This is a genomic window from Pseudarthrobacter sp. B907 (assembly GCF_040137805.1).
In the GTDB taxonomy this organism is placed as follows: Bacteria; Actinomycetota; Actinomycetes; order Actinomycetales; family Micrococcaceae; genus Arthrobacter.
The window spans coordinates 46,715-65,231 of sequence record NZ_JBEEQE010000021.1 but is presented as its reverse complement, the minus strand read 5'-3'; the positions used below and the strand labels follow the sequence as shown (position 1 = coordinate 65,231).

General features: G+C 68.9%; 19 protein-coding genes and 1 pseudogene. 6 read left to right on the top strand and 14 right to left on the bottom strand.

Annotated elements, in window-relative coordinates; translation table 11 throughout:
• Positions 1-315: pseudogene (locus ABLI39_RS15935) on the bottom strand (hypothetical protein); the annotation flags it as partial.
• A gap of 412 nt (positions 316-727) precedes the next feature.
• On the opposite strand from ABLI39_RS15935, the gene ABLI39_RS15930 reads away from it, so the two are divergent.
• Positions 728-1,222 (top strand): NUDIX domain-containing protein, encoded by a 495-nt coding sequence (locus ABLI39_RS15930; RefSeq protein WP_349414450.1) that lies wholly within the window; start codon positions 728-730, stop codon positions 1,220-1,222.
• Between the two features lie 94 nt (positions 1,223-1,316).
• Here ABLI39_RS15930 and ABLI39_RS15925 read toward each other — a convergent pair whose 3' ends face one another.
• The 4 genes from ABLI39_RS15925 to truB form a co-directional block, all read right to left on the bottom strand.
• Positions 1,317-1,748, bottom strand: a complete 432-nt coding sequence (locus ABLI39_RS15925; RefSeq protein ID WP_349414448.1) for a MarR family winged helix-turn-helix transcriptional regulator — start codon at positions 1,746-1,748, stop codon at positions 1,317-1,319.
• Positions 1,749-2,002: 254 nt separating this feature from the next.
• A complete protein-coding gene (locus tag ABLI39_RS15920) occupies positions 2,003-2,497 on the bottom strand; it encodes a hypothetical protein (protein WP_349414446.1) in 495 nt (164 codons plus the stop codon).
• 22 nt (positions 2,498-2,519) lie between these two features.
• Positions 2,520-2,873, bottom strand: a complete 354-nt coding sequence (locus ABLI39_RS15915) for a hypothetical protein (RefSeq protein WP_349414445.1) — start codon at positions 2,871-2,873, stop codon at positions 2,520-2,522.
• Positions 2,874-2,875: 2 nt separating this feature from the next.
• Positions 2,876-3,841: a tRNA pseudouridine(55) synthase TruB gene (gene truB, locus ABLI39_RS15910; protein WP_349414444.1), complete on the bottom strand. Its 966-nt coding sequence runs from the start codon at positions 3,839-3,841 to the stop codon at positions 2,876-2,878.
• 119 nt (positions 3,842-3,960) lie between these two features.
• Between truB and ABLI39_RS15905 the strand changes: the two genes are divergently transcribed.
• Both ABLI39_RS15905 and ABLI39_RS15900 read left to right on the top strand, forming a co-directional pair.
• Positions 3,961-5,154, top strand: a complete 1,194-nt coding sequence (locus ABLI39_RS15905) for a pyridoxal phosphate-dependent aminotransferase (protein WP_349414442.1) — start codon at positions 3,961-3,963, stop codon at positions 5,152-5,154.
• A 65-nt stretch (positions 5,155-5,219) separates the two neighbouring features.
• A complete protein-coding gene (locus ABLI39_RS15900) occupies positions 5,220-5,417 on the top strand; it encodes a hypothetical protein (protein WP_138769785.1) in 198 nt (65 codons plus the stop codon).
• A 31-nt stretch (positions 5,418-5,448) separates the two neighbouring features.
• Here the strand turns inward: ABLI39_RS15900 and ABLI39_RS15895 are convergent, their stop codons facing one another.
• The 7 genes from ABLI39_RS15895 to rimP all read right to left on the bottom strand — a co-directional run bounded on the left by ABLI39_RS15895 (position 5,449) and on the right by rimP (position 12,295).
• The gene (locus ABLI39_RS15895) at positions 5,449-5,796 is read right to left on the bottom strand and encodes a CU044_2847 family protein (RefSeq protein ID WP_349414441.1); all 348 of its coding nucleotides are present in this window, start codon (positions 5,794-5,796) and stop codon (positions 5,449-5,451) included.
• Positions 5,793-6,242 carry a thioredoxin gene (gene trxA, locus ABLI39_RS15890; RefSeq protein ID WP_349414440.1) on the bottom strand — a complete coding sequence of 150 codons (450 nt, stop codon included), beginning with the start codon at positions 6,240-6,242 and terminating at the stop codon, positions 5,793-5,795. Before trxA ends, ABLI39_RS15895 begins: the two co-directional genes overlap by 4 nt.
• Positions 6,243-6,401: 159 nt before the next feature.
• The gene (gene rbfA / locus ABLI39_RS15885; protein WP_349414438.1) at positions 6,402-6,926 is read right to left on the bottom strand and encodes a 30S ribosome-binding factor RbfA; all 525 of its coding nucleotides are present in this window, start codon (positions 6,924-6,926) and stop codon (positions 6,402-6,404) included.
• Positions 6,927-7,188: 262 nt separating this feature from the next.
• Complete coding sequence (infB, locus tag ABLI39_RS15880; RefSeq protein WP_349414437.1) at positions 7,189-10,053, bottom strand: translation initiation factor IF-2; 2,865 nt, start codon at positions 10,051-10,053, stop codon at positions 7,189-7,191.
• A 152-nt stretch (positions 10,054-10,205) separates the two neighbouring features.
• On the bottom strand, positions 10,206-10,481 hold the full coding sequence (locus ABLI39_RS15875; protein WP_349414436.1) for a YlxR family protein: 276 nt from the start codon (positions 10,479-10,481) through the stop codon (positions 10,206-10,208).
• 219 nt (positions 10,482-10,700) lie between these two features.
• Positions 10,701-11,681, bottom strand: a complete 981-nt coding sequence (gene nusA / locus ABLI39_RS15870; RefSeq protein ID WP_146338005.1) for a transcription termination factor NusA — start codon at positions 11,679-11,681, stop codon at positions 10,701-10,703.
• Positions 11,681-12,295, bottom strand: coding sequence for a ribosome maturation factor RimP (gene rimP, locus ABLI39_RS15865; protein ID WP_349414435.1), 615 nt, complete (start codon positions 12,293-12,295; stop codon positions 11,681-11,683). Before rimP ends, nusA begins: the two co-directional genes overlap by 1 nt.
• A gap of 114 nt (positions 12,296-12,409) precedes the next feature.
• Between rimP and ABLI39_RS15860 the strand changes: the two genes are divergently transcribed.
• From ABLI39_RS15860 to ABLI39_RS15850, 3 genes are all read left to right on the top strand, one after another.
• Positions 12,410-13,519, top strand: a complete 1,110-nt coding sequence (locus tag ABLI39_RS15860; RefSeq protein ID WP_349414434.1) for a DUF4439 domain-containing protein — start codon at positions 12,410-12,412, stop codon at positions 13,517-13,519.
• 114 nt (positions 13,520-13,633) lie between these two features.
• The gene (locus ABLI39_RS15855) at positions 13,634-14,365 is read left to right on the top strand and encodes a VIT1/CCC1 transporter family protein (protein WP_349414433.1); all 732 of its coding nucleotides are present in this window, start codon (positions 13,634-13,636) and stop codon (positions 14,363-14,365) included.
• A 21-nt stretch (positions 14,366-14,386) separates the two neighbouring features.
• Positions 14,387-15,451 carry an aminoglycoside phosphotransferase family protein gene (locus tag ABLI39_RS15850; RefSeq protein WP_349414432.1) on the top strand — a complete coding sequence of 355 codons (1,065 nt, stop codon included), beginning with the start codon at positions 14,387-14,389 and terminating at the stop codon, positions 15,449-15,451.
• 65 nt (positions 15,452-15,516) lie between these two features.
• On the opposite strand, the gene ABLI39_RS15845 is transcribed toward ABLI39_RS15850, so the two are convergent.
• Complete coding sequence (locus ABLI39_RS15845; protein WP_349414431.1) at positions 15,517-16,311, bottom strand: sulfite exporter TauE/SafE family protein; 795 nt, start codon at positions 16,309-16,311, stop codon at positions 15,517-15,519.
• Between the two features lie 22 nt (positions 16,312-16,333).
• Positions 16,334-18,145 (bottom strand): proline--tRNA ligase, encoded by a 1,812-nt coding sequence (locus tag ABLI39_RS15840; RefSeq protein WP_349414429.1) that lies wholly within the window; start codon positions 18,143-18,145, stop codon positions 16,334-16,336.
• Between the last annotated feature and the right edge of the window lie 372 nt (positions 18,146-18,517).

Here is an 18,517-nt window from a genome sequence, read left to right as displayed (position 1 = left end):
CCGGTCGCGGAGGAACTCCGAGGTTTTGCGGTAGCCGTCATCGAGTGCCGGGGCGCCGACGGCGGCAGCTTCCTTACGGGTGCGCTCCACCGCCCCCGCGGCGACGAGCTGCAGGTATTCCGCGGCCCGGGAGATCTCCTCGACCCGGCCGGCGAACTCCGCCGCCTCGCCAAAGTCCATCAGGGCCGCGTCCCCGACCGCCGTCGCGCAGAACCCGCGCAGCTGCCCGAGAACGCTGTCCACCGGCGGAACCCGGCGCCCCTCACCGTCCGGCCTGCCGACCGGTCGAACGATGAGGGCTGCACCGATTCCCATGACTCAATCCTGCCGGTGACCTACGACAATAAGGGCTGCGGCGGCAGAGGCCTGGACGCGATCGGCGTGGGCGGAGGGCACGCGATCGTCCTGACCATCGGGCCTCCCGGCCCGACGAGCGTCCGGCCCGCCAACCGAACGGGCTATGAGAGCTGCGGTGATCCTCACATACTCATTCTGGAACCGGGCTCAGACATTATTAGCCCCCGCTACGCGCGCCGACAGACCTAAGACAGTCCCGGGGGCATGCCAACGGCAGAACTGGCAGACTAGCGGGATGGACAACCCCGTCTCCCCGCCGCCAGCCGGAACCCCGCAGGCCGCCGGAACGCCGCCCCACGACGAATCGCAACAGGACGAATCACAGAAAAACGAGCCGCAACGCAAGCCGCATTTCGAACTCCGCCGGCCGCTGGGGCCCCGCGACCCCGGCGATGCCTGGGTGGAGGGCGAGCACGGCCGCTTCTGGGGGCGCTTTGGCTCCGCGGGTCTGCTGGTGCATGATGCCAACAAAGGCGTCCTGCTGCAACACCGGGCCATGTGGAGCGACAAGGGCGGAACATGGGGCCTTCCCGGCGGTGCCCCGCATCAGGGTGAAGGCGCCGTTGAGGGCGCGCTCCGGGAGGCCAACGAGGAAGCCGCAGTCCCGCCCGCGTCGGTCCGAGTGCTGTTCACCTCGGTGTTTGACGTCGGGTACTGGTCCTACACGACGGTCGCGGCCCAGGTTATCGAGCCCTTCGAACCCGCCATCAGCGACCCGGAAAGCCTCGAATTGCAGTGGGTCAGCTTGGAGGGCGTCAGCGACAAGGAGCTCCACCCGGGGTTCGCGGCGGCGTGGCCCGCGCTGCGGCGCAGGCTTCAGGACCAGGCGGAGAACGTCCAAGGGAAAGCGAACACCGGGACATAACGCGGACGACGACGGCGGCAACGCGCCGCCGCCGTCGTGCGGGTGCGGCGCCGTTGAGGGGAGGCTCCGGCGTACCGTCAGGGACAGGGCCGGCTCAGAACCGTCCCGGAACCTCGAAGGCTGTCAGGATTCTGGCCAGGTCACGCTGCAGGGTGGTCGAGTCCTCCAGGCCCGCGGGGAGTGCATTGCACTCGATCTGGTGCGCACTTGCCAGCGCGGCGTTGCCGGCCGGCGTCAGGGCGACGATGAATTGCCGCCGGTCGCGCTGGTCCCGGATCCGGGAGACGAGGTCCGCATCCTCCAGCCGAGCCAACACCCTACCCAGGGACTGGCTCTGGACGGCGATCCTGCGCGCCAGCTGCTCCTGGTTCAGAGGGCCGCCTGCGAGACCCTGGAGGGCGATGACCGCTGCGTTCGTCAGGCCGAGGGCGGCCAGCGCCTGGTCCTTGCGCCGCTCCACCACCCGGGCGGCCATGGACAAAAGCTGGTCTGTCCGCCACTTCTTGGTTTCCGGGCTGCGGGTCATCCGTGGCACCCGGTCCGGCGCCTTTTGGCTGCTATTTTCGGTTCCCATGGTGCTCGGGGAACGGCGTTCACAATGCTCATGATGCCTCCCTCACTCCGTGGACAAACCTGGGTGCGCCGCTATTCGCGACCGCACCTAAGTACTACAATAAGCATGCTTACTATGCATTTGGCAAGTTCGCTTAGCATTGGGTGTCGCAGGGCACGTCAAGGGAGGCCCCGGTTCGGAGCTGGAGGGTCGTGCGGGGAGGTTCTTCAGGAACGCCGGGGCGCGGGCCGGCGGCGGTACAGCCAGACGAGGCCGAGGATCGGCAGCAGCAGCGGGATGTAGCCGTAGCCGCGGCCAAACAGGGACCAGACCGTCTCGTGCGGGAAGTTGACCGCGTCGAAAAGGCTGAGGGCGCCGACCACCAGGACACCGATCAACTCGACCAGCACGGCGGTCACAGACACCTTGAACCAGGCCCGGCCGGCCTTCGCGAGGGAGACGGTTGCGACGATGTAGACGACGGCGGCGAAGGCGGACAACAGATAGGCCAGCGGCGCCTCGGAGAACTTGGTGAGGATCTGGTATCCGGCCCGGGCCGTGGCCGAGAGGGCGAACACCGCATAAACAGCAATAAGCAGCCGGCCTGGGCCGGTATTGCGAGTGTCCCGCGCCGCCGAGGCGTCGTGCGAAGCCTCGGCCGAAGTGTCGCCCGAAGCGGCGGTAGCGGCGGCGTCGCCCGTGCCCTGCTGTGAAGCCGTCATGTCTTTCTTTGCCTCTTCCATGTCAGTACCAGATCTGGTTCATTCGGGCCGCCATCACCAGGGCAGTGACGCCGACGGCGGCGAGGACGAAGTTGCTCCACCGGGTGCGTTCCAGGATGGCCCAATACACCGCGCCGACAGGAAGCATCAGCGCCGTGACCAGGTAGCCCCAGAACTCCCAGGGCTCCCCCGAGATCCGTTCCCCGGACGCGACCCGGACGATCGACCCCACCAGGTAGACCAGCAGGGACAGTTCGACGGCGGCCACCGACAGGATGGTTGCGTCGTTCGGGGCTTTCTTCAGGATGCCGGCACCGGCGCAGAGGATGGTCGAAACCAGCCCCACCACGAGGATGATGTAGAAATAGGCGTCCACCGCTAGCCCGCCGGCTTCTGGGAGTCTGGAGTCCCTGCGGCCATCTTCCCGGCGGCCGGCTTCTCATTGTCCGGGGCGAAGACCAGAACGGGCTTGGCGTAGCTTCCGGCGTCGGCCAGCAGCGCCACCAGCGAACCGTCCGGCGCGAACGCGGCGGCCGGCTTGTCCGGCGTCGCGGCATCAGCTGTGCCGGCGTCGGCCCCGGCCGCGATCCGGCGGCCGAACGAGAGTTCCGTGGTCTCTTCCGCACTGAGCTCGCGGTTGGGCATCAGCGCCCTGGCGGCCTGGGACATCTCCAGGACCTCCAGCTCGTCGGCGAGTTGCTCCAGGGTGCGCGCCTGGTCCAGGGCGTACGGCCCCACCTGGGTCCGGCGCAGGGCGGTGAGGTGGCCGCCGACGCCGAGGGCGTCGCCGAGGTCGCGGGCGAGGGCACGGATGTAGGTGCCGGAGGAGCACTCGACGGTCACGTCCAGGTCCAGGGCTTCGCCGTCCTGGGCGCGGCGCAGTTCGTGGATGTCGAAGCGGTGGATCGTCACGGGCCGCGCTGCGAGCTTCACGTCTTCGCCGGAGCGGACTCGGGCGTAGGCACGCTCGCCGTTGACCTTGATCGCGCTGACGCTGCTGGGCACCTGCTGGATTTCGCCGGTCAGGGCGGCGACGCCGGCGCGGACACTGTCCTCGGTGACCGCAGCGGCGCTGCGGGTGGCGGTGACCTCGCCCTCGGCGTCGTCCGTGACGGTCGATTCGCCGAGGCGGATGGTGGCGGTATAGGTCTTGGAGGTTCCCACGATGTAGGTCAGCAGGCGGGTCGCCTTGTTGATGCCGAGCACCAGCACGCCCGTCGCCATGGGGTCCAGCGTTCCGGCGTGGCCCACCTTCCGGGTACCGGCGATCCGCCGCATCCGTCCAACCACATCGTGGCTGGTCCAGCCTTGCGGCTTGTCCACTATTACCAGTCCAGAAAGCACGCCTCCCAGTATATCCGCGCCGGAGCCGCCTCCGGCGCGGCTGCCGCCCGCCGCTGCCACCCGCAGCTGCCGTCCGCTACCCGCCGGCCGGGCGGCGGACGCGGACTAGGATGGCAGACATGCCAGAGCTTGCCGCCCACGTTCGCGATGTCCCCATCAACCAGATCCGCGAGATCACCGAGGCCGCCTGGCACACCCCGGGCGCCATAGTGCTGAGCATCGGCGAACCGGGCTTCGCCCTCCCCCGCCACATCCTCGAGGCCGGCATGGCGTGCCTGGACCGGGACGAGACCAACTACACCCCCAACGCCGGCATTCCGGCGCTGCGGGAAGCCTTCGCTGCCCGGTTCCGGGAGCACAACGCGACCGACGTCGGCGCGGACCGGGTGTACGTCGTCGACGGCGCGCAGCAGGGCCTGCACTTCGCGATGAGCCTGCTGCTCTCCCCGGGCGACGAAATCCTGATTCCCAACCCCGGCTACCCGACGTTTGCGATGACCTCCAGCCTGCTGCACGCGGTCCCGGTCCGGTACCCGCTGTACCCGGAGCACGCCTTCCAGCCGCGGATCGAAGACATCGAGGCGCTCATCACGCCGCACACCAAGGTGCTGGTCCTGAACTCGCCGTCCAACCCGCTCGGGGCCGTGCTGGGTGAGGAGCTCACCCGCAGCCTGGTGGACCTGGCCGTGGCGCACGACCTGTGGATCATCTCGGACGAATGCTACGAGGCGTTCACCTACGACGTCCCGCACGTCAGCCCGGCACGCTTCGACAGCGACGTTCCCGGCGAGGCCCGGGTGTTTACCTCGCTGACCCTTTCCAAGACGTACGGGCTCACCGGACTGCGGATCGGGGCGCTGATCTGCCCGCCCGGACTTGAGCAGAAGATGAACAACGTGATGGAGGCGATCGTGTCCTGTGTCGCCTCGCCCTCGCAGTACGCGGCGCTGGCAGCCCTGACCGGTCCGCAGGACTACGTCAGCCACGCCCACGCGCACTACCGTGCCAACCGGGACGCGGCGTCCGCCGTCCTGGAAGCCAAGGGCATCCCCTTCCTCACCGCGCAGGGGGCGTTCTACCTCTGGGCCGACGTCTCACACGTCAGCGGCGGCGACGTCCGGGCCTGGGTCCGCCGCTTCCTCGCGGAGGCCGGGGTGTCCTTCGCCCCGGGGACCGCGTTCGGCTCCATTGGCGAGGGCTGGATCCGGATCGCACTGTGCGGCGCCCAGGCCGACCTCGTGGAGGGCCTGGACAGGCTTCCCGCCCGCGACGCGCCCGCCGGGTCCCTACCGCACGGCCACGCCAGGCAGTAGCCTGACCACACGCGGGTGCGCGGATTCACGGTGCGGACGCCGGCTGCGGCGCAAGGAGGAACCTCATGTGGTGGCAGGACTTGTTGTGGGGCATCTGGAACGGGCTCACGGCCTGGATCGTGCTGATCGTCCACGTCTTCGGGGCGTGGAGCGAGTTCCCCTTCTACAACACGGCGCGGGCCGGCAACTGGTATGACTTCGGTTTCCTGCTGGGGATGGGTTCCCCGCTGCTCGGCGGCCTGGGCGCCCGACGGCGGCGCTGACGCCCCGGCGTCCCCCGCGTCCGGCGCCGGTTCAGAGCCGGATCTCGTCTTCCGGCGACGCCGCCGGCACCGGCGGCGCTGTGAAGGACATCCTGACGATGAAGTGCCCTTCGGTGCAGTTCCGCGCGATGATCGCCCCGGCCTCCCCCGCCAGCTTCACGCCGAACTGCAGCTCGAGGTGCTCGGGCGCCAGTTCCCGCATCACCTCGGCGGCGGCCCTCGCGGCCGGCCGTACGGCGGCCAGGGCATCTTCGAGCCGCCGGCCGGCGTCGAGGATGCCGAGTTCGTTTCGGGCAGGCCGCTCGACGCCGAAGCTGCCTTCGTCGACCTCGACCAGCACCGTTCCCGACCCGACCTCGTAACGCATGATTTCGGTCATGGCTTGCTCCCTTCGCGCCGGCCCGCCAGTGCCTCATCAAGCCAGGTCCGCAGGGCGGCGGCCGGCGGGGCCCCCGCCTGCCGGGCAACCACTCTGCCGCCGGTGATCACCAGCATCGTAGGTATGGCCTGCACGTCGAAGCGCCGGGAAAGGCCCGGCGACTTGTCGACGTCGACTTTAACGAGCTTCACCCGGCCGGCGCGTTCCTGCGCCAGCTTGTCCAGCACCGGACTGACCATCCGGCACGGCCCGCACCAGGCGGCCCAGAAATCGACCAGGGCGGGAACCGGGGACTGCTCCGCGATGGCGCCAAAGTCCGCGTCGCCGGCCTCCACGATCCAGGGCAGGTCCCGGCGGCATTTACCGCACCGCGGGTGGCCTGCGGCGTCGGCGGGAACGCGGTTGGTGGCGCCGCAGTGCGGACACTTGATGAGGGCAGCGCTCACAGCCGTTCACCGCCATTCTGTTCGCCCGCAGTCATGGTTCCATGGGACGCCCCGGCCCGTGCAGGGCATAGGGCCCAAAGTCCCCCGGGCCGCATCGGCCCGCAGACAGCACTGGCCGGGCCCGTTTCCGGGTCCGGCCAGTGCTGCTGGTGCTGGGTGCTACTTGTTGCTGTCCTCGTCGACGTCGTGGTCCGCGCTGAGGTCTGTGTTTTCCTCGTCAAAGCCGTCCTCGTCGAAGTCGTCTTCGTCCAGCTCAACGTCCTCGGGGATGTCGCTCTTGTACGGATCGGCGTCGCCGGCGTGCTTGGCGCTGGCCGCGAGGGCTGCCACCTCGGCGTCGCGCTTCTTGGCGGCCCGGAGCAGTTCCTCAAGGTTCGAGGCGACCACGGGGATCTGGTCGGCGACGAATTCCAGCGTCGGCGTGAGCCGGACGGTGATGTTGCGGCCAACCTCCTGGCGCAGCACCCCCTTGGCCTTCTCCAGGCCCTTGGCCGCGTCAGCCTGCGCCACCTCGTCGCCAAACACCGTGTAGTAAACCGTGGCGTGCTGGAGGTCATTCGTGACCCGAGCATCGGTCACGGTCACGCCCTCGAGCCGCGGATCCTTCACCCTGCGGCCCAGCGCCTCGGCAACAACAACCTTAATCCGCTGCGCCAACTTGGCAGCCCGTGCGGGATCAGCCATTTCCACTCCTAAAAAATTTGGATGTACGACGACGCCTGTTGGGCGGGGTCGCTCGTTTCAGTTTTCTGCCACGCACGACGGTGAGTCAACGACGGACTCCCGTTGGAATTTTTTCCGGCGGCCTGGGAGTGGCATCGGGCCTGTCGGAGCCGGACGGTTTGAGATCGAAGATCGAAAACCGTCCGGCGAAGGGGCGGGGCCGCCGGAAAAATTCCAACGGCCCCGCACCTCTTACTGCTGGCTCGCCCAAAGGCGGACCGACCTAGACGCGCGGCTTTTCGCGCATCTCGAAGGTCTCGATGATGTCACCTTCGTTGATGTCGTTGTACGAGCCAAGACCGATACCACACTCGAAGTCCGTGCGGACCTCGGTGGCGTCGTCCTTGAAGCGCTTGAGCGTCTCAACGGTGAGGTTGTCGCCGATGATCTTGCCGTCGCGGCTGATGCGGGCCTTGGCGTTGCGCCGGATAACACCGGAGCGGACGATCGAGCCTGCAATGTTGCCGAACTTGGAAGAACGGAACACTTCGCGGACCTCGGCGGTGCCAAGCTGGACCTCTTCGTACTCCGGCTTGAGCATGCCCTTGAGGGCTGCCTCGATGTCATCGATTGCTGCGTAGATGACGGAGTAGAAGCGCATGTCCACACCTTCGCGGTCTGCCAGTTCGGCAACACGCTCGGCGGGCTTGACGTTGAAGCCGATGATGACGGCGGAGTCGACAGTGGCCAGGTTGACGTCGTTCTGCGTGATCGCACCGACACCGCGGTGGATAACGCGGAGCTGGACACCCTCGCCGACGTCGATTTTGAGCAGCGCGTCTTCGAGGGCTTCCACGGCACCGGACACGTCACCCTTGAGGATGAGGTTGAGGGTGTCGATCTTGCCATCGGCGACGGCCTGGTCGAAGTCTTCCAGGCTGATGCGCTTGCGGCGCTTGGCCAGGGCGGCGTTGCGGTCGGCGGCTTCACGCTTCTCGGCGATCTGGCGGGCGGTGCGCTCGTCAGCGGTCACGAAGAAGGTGTCACCGGCGCGCGGGACGTTGGACAGACCCAGGACCTGCACGGGGCGGGACGGGCCTGCCTCGGTCAGGGCGCTGCCGTCGTCGTCGAACATGGCGCGGACGCGGCCGTGGGCCGTGCCTGCGACGATCGTGTCGCCGACGTGCAGGGTGCCGGACTGAACCAGGACGGTAGCAACCGCGCCGCGGCCCTTGTCCAGGTTGGCTTCAATCGCGATACCGCGGGCGTCCTTGTTCGGGTTGGCGCGCATGTCCAGGGCAGCATCCGCGGTGAGCAGGACCGCCTCGAGCAGCTCGTCGATGTTGAGGTTCTGGCGGGCTGAGACCTCCACGAACATGGTGTCGCCACCGTACTCTTCCGGAACCAGGCCGTACTCGGTCAGCTGGCCGCGGACCTTGTCCGGGTTGGCGCCTTCCTTGTCGATCTTGTTCACGGCCACGACGATCGGCACGTTGGCCGCCTGGGCGTGGTTGAGGGCCTCGATGGTCTGCGGCATCACACCGTCATCGGCTGCCACCACGAGGATGGCAATGTCGGTGACCTTCGCACCACGGGCACGCATAGCGGTGAACGCCTCGTGGCCCGGGGTATCGATGAAGGTGATCTTGCGATCGGTGCCTTCGTGGTTGTGCGTGACCTGGTAGGCACCGATGTGCTGCGTGATGCCGCCGTGCTCGCCGGCCATAACGTCCGACTTGCGGATGGCATCGAGCAGGCGGGTCTTACCGTGGTCAACGTGACCCATAACGGTGACAACCGGAGGACGTGCCTCGAGTTCCTCGTCGCCTTCGGCTTCCAGCTCGGCGTCGAAGTCGATGTCGAAACCGGAGAGCAGCTCGCGCTCCTCGTCTTCCGGGGAGACGACCTGGAGCTTGTAGCCAAGCTCCTCGCCGAGCAGCGCGAAGGTCTCTTCATCCAGCGACTGGGTGGCCGTGGCCATTTCGCCGAGGTGGAAGAGGACCGTCACCAGTGCTGCGGGGTTTGCCTCGATCTTGTCGGCAAAGTCCGTGATGGACGAGCCGCGACGGAGCCGGACTACGGTGTTGCCGTCGCCGCGGGGTACGCTCACGCCACCCAGCGACGGAGCACTCATCTGCTCGAGTTCCTGACGCTTGGCACGCTTCGACTTGCGCTGCTTGCCACGGCCTGCGCCGCCCTTACCGAAGGCACCCTGGGTGCCGCCGCGACCGCGGCCACCCTTGCCGAAGCCACCACCGGCCGTAGCGCCGCCACCGGCACCGGGAGCACCGGTACCTGGAGCGCCACCCGGACGGCCCGGGCCACGCCCGCCGCCGCCGGGACGGCCTGCACCGGCGGGTGCGGGACGTTCGGTGCGGTTGGGCATCATGCCGGGGGTCGGACGGTTTCCGCCGGCGCCGGGACGGGCGCCGGGTGCGCCAGCCGGACGCGGTGCGCCCGGACGTGCGCCGGCAGCGCCGGCCGGACGGGGAGCGCCCGGACGGGGACCGCCGGGGCCTGCTGCAGGACGCGGGCCGCCGGGGCGTTCGCCCTCGGTGCGGCTTCCGCCCGGACGCGGCATGCCCTGCGAAGGTGCAAACGGGTTGTTGCCCGGACGCGAGGTGCGTTCGTTGTCGCCGCCGCGGCCGCGGGGCATGCCCTGGGACGTGGCGAACGGGTTGTTGCCGGGGCGGGGGCCGCCCGGACGCGGCGCCGAACCACCCTGGCGTGCCGGAGCAGCAGGGGTCTCAGCCTTCGGGGCCGGACGTGCGCCGGGCTTTGCGCCGGCGGACGGAGCCGCCGGTGCCTCGCCAGCCGGTGCGGCAGCAGGTGCTGCTGCCGGCGCCGGGGCGGCCGGCGCGGGCGCCGGAGCTTCGGTCTTGGATTCGGCAGCCTTCGGCGCAGCCGGGGCCGGCGCGGGCGCCGGCGCTGAAGCTGCGGGGCTGGCCTTGGGGGCGGACGCGGGCGCTTCGGCCTTCGGAGCGGCGGGCGCGTCGGGGTAGGCGTTGCGGAGTTTCCGCACAACCGGGGCCTCAATGGTGGAAGAGGCGGAGCGAACGAATTCGCCCAGTTCCTGCAGTTTGGTTACTGCATCTTTGGAAGTAATACCGAGCTCTTTAGCAAGCTCATGTACGCGGACCTTGGCCACATTTCTCCTGTCTCGGTCCGCACCGAGCCAGGCACGAACCGTCTACTTCTTACTGCGGGCCTCCGCCGCGAGTGCAGCTGAAAGGCCCATTGCAGAGCGCAACAAAGTTGTCATCGTTGCGCACTCATCGCTGGGAACTCATCGGGTTTCCATCAGTTTTCTGACCCGCTTTCAGGTTGGACGGTTGTTGCTGCGGCCACCGGGGTGCCCACTGCTTGCGTGCCTGCCAGGATCCGGCGTTCGACGTCGGCGGTGCCGGAGGCCCCGTTGAGGGCGCGTCCGAACGCTCGACGTTTGACCGCCAGTGCCAGGCACTTTTCGCTGGGGTGCAGCCATGCTCCCCTGCCAGCCATCCGGCGTCGTTCATCCACCACGACAGCGGATGAACCGCTGGCGCCGGCGACGAGCCGGAGAAGCTCCGACCGCAAACCCTTCTGCCGGCATCCGATGCAAGTGCGTTGCGGCTGATTCTCGAGGTGTTGCACTTCTGCCACGTCCGAGTATCTTCCTGCCTGTACCTGACTGCCTGCCCGAGGGCACGCGGACACCGGCCCTTGGGCGCGGTCATGTCTATTCTAGCCCCTCCGGCGCCCGGACCCCGAACTGGCGCGGATTCCGGGGCCGGCGGACGGGGCCCACGGTGTGACTTATTTGTCGCGGTTCTCCGCGGCGTCGGAGACGATGTCGATCCGCCAGCCGGTGAGCTTGGCGGCCAGGCGGGCGTTCTGGCCTTCCTTGCCGATGGCGAGGGAGAGCTGGTAGTCCGGGACGACCACGCGGGCGGACCGGGCGGCCTCGTCCGTGATGGTGACCGAATTCACGCGCGACGGCGAGAGCGCACTGGCGATGAACGTCGCCGGGTCGTCGCTGTAGTCCACGATGTCGATCTTTTCATCGTTCAGCTCGGTCATCACGGCCCGGACCCGGGAGCCCATTTCGCCGATGCAGGCGCCCTTGGCGTTGATGCCGGGGGTGTTCGCCTTGACCGCGATCTTGGTGCGGTGGCCGGCTTCGCGGGCCAGGGCCACAATCTCGACCGACCGGTCCGCGATCTCCGGCACCTCCAGTTCGAAGAGCTTCCGCACGAGGCCGGGGTGGGACCGGGAGAGGGTGATGGAGGGGCCCTTGGTGCCGCGGTGCACGTCGATCACGAACGCACGGAGCCGGTTGCCGTGGGTGTACTTCTCGCCGGGAACCTGCTCGGGCGGGGGCAGCAGCGCCTCCACGGTTCCGAGGTTCACCTGGATCATGTGCGGGTTGTTGCCCTGCTGGATGGTGCCGGCCACTAGTTCGCCCTCGCGGCCCTTGAACTGGCCCAGCACGTTGTCGTCCTCGGCGTCGCGCAGGCGCTGCAGGATGATCTGCCGCGCGGTGCTCGCCGCGATCCGTCCAAACCCTGCCGGGGTGTCCTCGAATTCGCCGATGGGGGCGCCGTCGTCGTCGATCTCGGTGGCCCAGATGGTCACGTGGCCGCTCTTGCGGTCCAGCTCCGCCCGGGCCTTCTCGAAGGCGCCCGGCGTCTTGTGGTAGGCCACCAGGAGGGCCTGCTCGATGGTCGGAATCAGGAGATCCAGCGGGATTTCGCGCTCACGCTCCAGGAGCCTCAGTGCGCTCATGTCAATATCCATTAGGCCTCCTCGGAAGGTCCATTGTCGTTCTCCAGCGAGGCCTCTTCGAGGTGGCTGAACTCTATCTCGACTTTTCCACTGCGGATCCTGTCGAAAGGAAGCTTGACGGGGTCGCCCTGCTTGGGCTTCATCCCCTTTTTGACGGTCAGTTCCGGGACCAGGGTCACGCCGCCGTCGTCCACGGACTGGATGCGGCCGGTGACGTTGTCGCCCTGGATCACGTTGACCGTGACGAGGCGTCCGCGGGCCCGGTGCCAGTGCCGCTCCTCGGTGAGCGGGCGGCCGACGCCGGGCGAGGACACCTCAAGATCGTAGGGCCGCGAGTCGGTGCTCGGGTCGTTGTCCAGGATGTCCGAGAGGGTCTTGGAGATCTCGGCGATAACGTCGAGGCTGACGCCGCCGGTTTCCTCCTGCGGCAGGTCCACCACCACGTGGACCACGCGGTTGGCCCCGGCAACGTGGATGGAAACGTCTTCCAGGTAGAGCCGGTTGGCCAGGACCGCAGGCTCGAGGAGCGCGTACAGGCGCTCGGCCTCCAGATTGTGAGCGGGGGCGGCTTCAGCCTTCCCCGTCCCGGTCCGGTCTGTTGAAGTCGTGGCTTCTGCGTTGGTCATGATGCCGCCCGCCTCCCGCTAGATGATGTTGTGTCTACTAGCCTAGCGATATTCCCGGCGCCGTGGTGCATGGAGTTCCCGGCCGAGCTGCCAACCATGACAACATGGTCTGTTGTGAAAGACGACAGCAGGGAAAAACGACGGCGGGCCCGGCTGCCCCGGCACCTCCCCCGCCTGGCCCTCCTTGCCTGCCTCGCCCTCGTGGTGATCAGCCTGGGCATGGTGTTGCAGCCCGGAAAACCGCAGGAACCGCAGGAACCGGCGCCCTCCGAGCGCGCGCGTGCCGCCGCCCTGGCCGACGCCCTGCAGCTGAGGGCCGCCGGCGAACAGCTCGGTGCCGCCCCATCCAACCCGGCCGTTCCCACCGCGGCGGCCGCGGCGCTGCCCGCCGTCACGCGCACTGTGAGTTTGCTGACAACGCAGGCCCGGGCCCTGCTGCCCGGCCGGGCGAAGGCAGCCGAACCGGCGCGGACTCCTTCCGCGCCGGCCACTTCGGCACCCGCCACCGTCGACAGCCTGGTTGCGGACCTCGCACGGAGCGGACGGCAGCGGCTCACCGATGCGGCCACGGCCGACGGCGGTATGGCCAGGCTGCTGGCCGCAGTCGGGACCGGGCAGTTGCTGCAGTCCTCCTCCCTTGCCGCCGCGGCCGGCATCCCTGACCCGGCGGCCGGACTGCCGGACCTTGGCCCATCCGCCGCGGCCACTGCCGTACCGTCCTGCCCGGCAGCGACGGCGTCGGCCGCGGCCGGCGGCAGCGGGGCCGGCACCGGCACGGACGGGAACACCGGCCTGGCCGGCGCCCTCGCGGCCCTCATCCGCACCGAGCTGGAGACGGTCTACGACTACCAGGTGGCGCTGACCCGGCTGGACGGCGCAGCGGCGAAGACGGCCGCCGAGGACCTCGCACGCCACGAGGCACTTGTCGCCGGCGCGGAATCGTTCAGCCGCGCGCACTGCGCCCCGATCCCGCCACGGGAAGCCGGCTACGCCTTGGACCCCGCGTTCCTGGCCTCCCCCGGACCCGGGCTGGCTGCGCTGGAGACCGCCGCGCTGCCGGCCTACGGCGATCTGGTGGCCTTCAGCGAGGGTGACACCCGGCGGTGGGCCATCACCGGGCTCGTGGCTGCCGCACGACGGGCCGCGTTCTGGGGCGCCACCACGGACGCGGTTCCGGGACTGGCCGCCGATCCGGCGTCGTTCCCCACCCTGCCCGCCGGCTGAGCGCACCTGCACCGACGGCAGCTTCCCTGACCGCAGCCTCAGGGCAAGGTCCGGCTTATTGTGCTTAGCCTTCCAATACTGGTCAGCCGCGGCCGCCAATGATTTGCTGTACCTATGGAAACCAGCGACGCAGCAGCGCTTCATGACAACGAACCCCACCGCAACGACATCGCGCACCGGCTGAACTGGCTCCGCGCCGGCGTCCTGGGTGCCAACGACGGCATTGTGTCGGTCGCCGCGATCGTGGTCGGCGTCGCCGGTGTCACCACGGATTCGGGCCCCATCCTGATCGCCGGTGCTGCCGGCGTCGTGGGTGGCGCCATCTCGATGGCGCTGGGCGAATACGTCTCCGTGAGCAGCCAGAAGGACAGCCAGCAGGCGCTGATCGAGAAGGAGCGGCGGGAACTGGCCGAGCAGCCCGAGGAGGAACTCGCCGAACTCGCCGCCATCTACCAGGGCAAGGGACTCAGCCAGGAAACCGCCCACCGGGTGGCCACCGAGCTGACCGCGCACGATGCCCTCGGCGCGCATTTGTCGGCCGAACTGCACATCGACGAGACGGACATCGTCAGCCCCTGGCATGCGGCCTTCGCCTCCGCCATGGCCTTTTTGGTCGGCGCCATCCTGCCCATGCTGGCCATCCTGCTCCCGCCGGAGAACATCCGCGTCCCGCTGACCTTCGTGGCCGTGCTGGTGGCCCTCGCGGCGACCGGGGCCATCGGCGCCTGGATCGGCGGCGGCTCAAAGATGAAGGCGGCCGTCCGGGTGGTCATCGGCGGCGCCGCCGCGCTGGTGGCGACATTCCTGATCGGCAGCTGGCTGGGTGCCAGCGGCGTGGTCGCCTAAGCGGCAACTACGCTGGAGCCGATGACCACGCCAGCACCTGTTCCGCTCCCGCCCGGACTCGGCCGCCGCTACAGCCGCAGCGCCGAGGGCCGGGCCTGGCTGGCCTCACTCCCCCAGCTCATCTCCGGCTGCCTGGCGCAGTGGGAGCTGGTCCCCGACCTCGCTCCCGGTGCCCTGCCGTGGCACGGCCACGGCGCCGTTGTGGTCCCGGTCCGCCGGCTCACCGACGGGGAAGCCACCGGCACTGCCGTCCTCAAGATCGCCTACCCGCATGACGAAGCACTTGTGGAACCCCACGCCCTCGCCCTGTGGCAGGGCAACGGCGCCGTACGGCTGCTGGCCAGCGACGCCGGTGCCGGTGCGCTCCTGCTGGAGAGGCTCGATGCCGGACGGTCGCTTCACGACGAGCCGATGGACGTGGCAGTTCCGGTCTGGGGCGGCCTGGTCCGCAAGTTGAGCCTGCTGCCGGACGGCCGGCCCCAGTGGCGGGAGTTCAGCATGATCGCCGCCCGCGCCGAACAGTGGAGCGATGAGCTGCCGGAGAGCTGGGAACGGCTCGGCCGGCCCTTCCCGCGCTGGCTGCTGGAGGCGGCGCTGGAGGTCTGCCAGACCCGCGGCGCCGTCGGCCGGCGGTCCGGCACGGACGTGCTGGTCCACACCGACCTACACTTCCTGAACATCCTCGCTGTGCCCGGCACTGCGGCTCAGCCGGGACCTGGCGGCTTTACGACCGCGGACTTCAAAGCGATCGACCCGCAGCCGATGGTCGGCGAAGCAGAGTTCGCGGTGGCCCCGCTGCTCTGGAACCGGCTGGCCGAACTGCCCCGCTCCGGCCCCGGCGAAGCCCTGCTGGAGCGTTGCATCGACTTCAGCGCGGCCGCGGGGCTTGACGGCGAGGCCGCCCGGCAGTGGGCCGTGGCCCGGGAGGTGGACAACGCCCCGTGGTACGCAGCCAAGCCGTGTCACGGCGGCGACCTGGCCCGCTCGCTATGGGTGGCCAGTACCCTTGCCGGCAACACCCTCGACGGCCTGCCCGCCGCGCATGAGCTGCCCGCGCCCGGAGCCTCCGCCACCCCGCCGGGCTAACCGGCGCGGTGTCCGCGCACGGCCGCCAAAGCGGCCTGCAGCCCGCGGGCCCGGTTGGGGCAGGACTACCCGAAGACGTCCTGCCAGACGTCGGAGCCAAGTTTGATGATCAGGACGCCCACCACCACAAGGAACACGATCCGGATGAACTTGCTGCCCCGGCTCACGGCGGTGCGGGCACCGAGGTAGCCGCCGGCCATGTTCGCGGCGCCCAGGACCAGGCCCAGGCCCCAGAGCAGCGAGCCGTGGGGCAGGAAGAACATCAGGGCGCCGGCATTGGTGGCCATGTTGACGATCTTGGCCTTGGCGCTGGCCTCCAGGAACGCGTAACCCATGGCGGAGACGAGGGCGATGATCAAGAAGGAACCGGTGCCGGGGCCGATCATGCCGTCGTAGAAGCCGATCACCGCCCCGATCAGGCAGGCCACAACATAGTGCCGGTGCCCGTCATGCCGCAGTTTGGTCAACTCGCCCACGTTCGGCCGGAATGCGGTGAACAGTGCGACGGCGACCAGCGCCGCGACGATGATCGGCTTGAAGACGCTCGCCGGCAGGGTTGCCGCAAGCACCGCGCCGCCGAAGCTGCCGGCCAGTGCGACCACCGCCATCGGCACCGCGGTGCGCAGGTCCGGCCGGACCCGCCGGTAGTAGGTGACGGTGCTGGTGGTGGTGCCGAAGATGGAACCCATCTTGTTCGTCGCCAGCGCCTGCACCGGGCTGATCCCGGGGACCAGCAGCATCACCGGCAGCTGGATCAGTCCCCCGCCGCCCACGACGGCGTCCACCCAGCCGGCGGCGAAACCGGCCACCACCACCAGGATCAGCGTGGCGAGCTGGATCGATTCGAGACCTGAGACCATCCTCGGTATCGCCGGCGGCGGGTCAGTTGTTGCGGACGGCGTTGACCACGTGGGCCACCGCCTTGTCCACGGCGACGTTCTCGGCTTCGCCGCTGCGGCGGTCCTTGATCTCCACCACGCCGTCCACCAGTCCGCGCCCGACGGCGAGGATGGTCGGCACACCGACGAGCTCGGCGTCGCCGAACTTGACGCCCGGAGACACCTTGGGGCGGTCGTCGTAGATGACCTCGAGGCCGGCGGCCTCCAGTTCCAGGGACAGCTTCTCCGCGGCGGCGAAGATTTCCTCACCGCGGCCCACGGCGACGACGTGGACGTCGGCGGGCGCGACGGCGCGCGGCCAGATAAGGCCCTTGTCGTCGTGGTTGGACTCGGCCAGGGCCGCCACCGCGCGGGTGACGCCGACGCCGTAGGAGCCCATGGTGACGACCACCTGCTTGCCGTTCTGGTCCAGGACCTTGAGATCCAGGGCCTCGGCGTATTTACGGCCGAGCTGGAAGATGTGGCCCATCTCGATGCCGCGGGCGGTTTCCAGCGGGCCCGAGCCGTCCGGGGCCTCGTCGCCGGCGCGCACCTCGGTGGCCTCGATGACGCCGTCCCAGCCGAAGTCGCGGCCTGCCACCAGGCCGAAGACGTGCTTGCCGGCCTCGTTGGCGCCGGTGACCCAGGCGGATCCGCTGACGACCCGGGGGTCCACGAGGTAGAGCAGTTTCGCGGCCCCCTCGGTACCCAGCAGGGGCGCGTCCAGGGACAGGCCGGGGCCGAGGTAGCCCTTGACGATGAGGGGCTGCTTCTTGAGGTCTTCCTCGTTAGCGGCCTCGAGCGTGATTTCGCCGGCGATGGGCAGGAAGGAGCCGATGTTCGCTTCGACGCGCTTGAGGTCCACGCCGCGGTCTCCCGGCACGCCGATGACAACTAGCTGGCGTTCGCCGGTCGGCAGGGTCACGGCCAGGACCACGTTCTTGAGGGTGTCCGCGGCGGTCCAGGCGCCGCCGTCGGCCCCGCTGCGGGGCACCAGCGCGTTGGCGGCGTCGACGAGGGTGTCGATGGTCGGGGTGTCCGGGGTGTCACGGACTTCCGCGGCGGGGGCGTTGGAGAAATCGATGTCTGCGGGAACCACGGTGGTGACGGCTTCGACGTTGGCCGCGTAGCCTCCGGCGGAACGCACGAAGGTGTCCTCGCCGATCTCGGTGGGGTGCAGGAATTCCTCGCTTTTGGACCCGCCCATGGCGCCGGCCGTGGCCGTGACCGGGACGACCTCAAGGCCGAGGCGCTCGAAAATCTTCAGGTACGCGCCGCGGTGGGCGGCGTAGCTGGCGTCCAGGCCGGCGTCGTCGACGTCGAAGGAGTAGGAGTCCTTCATGATGAATTCGCGGCCGCGCAGCAGCCCGGCCCGGGGGCGGGCCTCGTCGCGGTACTTGTTCTGGATCTGGTAGATGCTCAGCGGCAGGTCCTTGTACGAGGAGTACAGGTCCTTGACCAGCAGGGTGAACATTTCCTCATGGGTGGGGGCCAGCAGGTAGTCGTTGCCCTTGCGGTCCTGGAGCCGGAAGATGCCTTCGCCGTATTCGGTCCAGCGGTTGGTCGCCTCGTAGGGCTCCTTGGGCAGCAGCGCCGGGAAGTGGACTTCCTGGGCGCCGATGGCGGTCATTTCCTCGCGGATGATCTGCTCCACGCGGCGCAGGACGCTCAGTCCCAGCGGCAGCCAGGTGTAGATGCCCGGGGCCGCGCGGCGGATGTAGCCGGCCCGGACCAGCAACCGGTGGCTTGCCACCTCGGCGTCGGCGGGGTCTTCACGCAGGGTGCGCAGGAACAGCTTGGAGAGTCGAAGGACCACTGGAGGGGTATCCGTTTCTGAGGAAGTGCGGGGCGATCTGGGTGTTTACGAAAATTGTCCAGCTACTAATCTACCGTCTAGCCGCGCACCGGATTCCCGGCGGAAATGGAAGAGCCACGCCATGACGCGGAAGCCCCTGGCCGTTTCCGGCTGGTCATCCCGTGATGGCGTGGCCCCTGCGTCCCCAGTGCCGCTAAGTCCAAGGCTGCCGGTCTAGCTGATCCTGCCCTTCCGGGTGGTACCTGCAGCCAATGGTTCGATCCTCCCTGAGACCGCACGCGCCTGCTCGGCGCGGCTAGCTAGAACCTATGCGATCCGGGCGGTCAAAACAAGAGTTTGCAACCAGATTTCTGTCAACATTGTGTGTCAAGA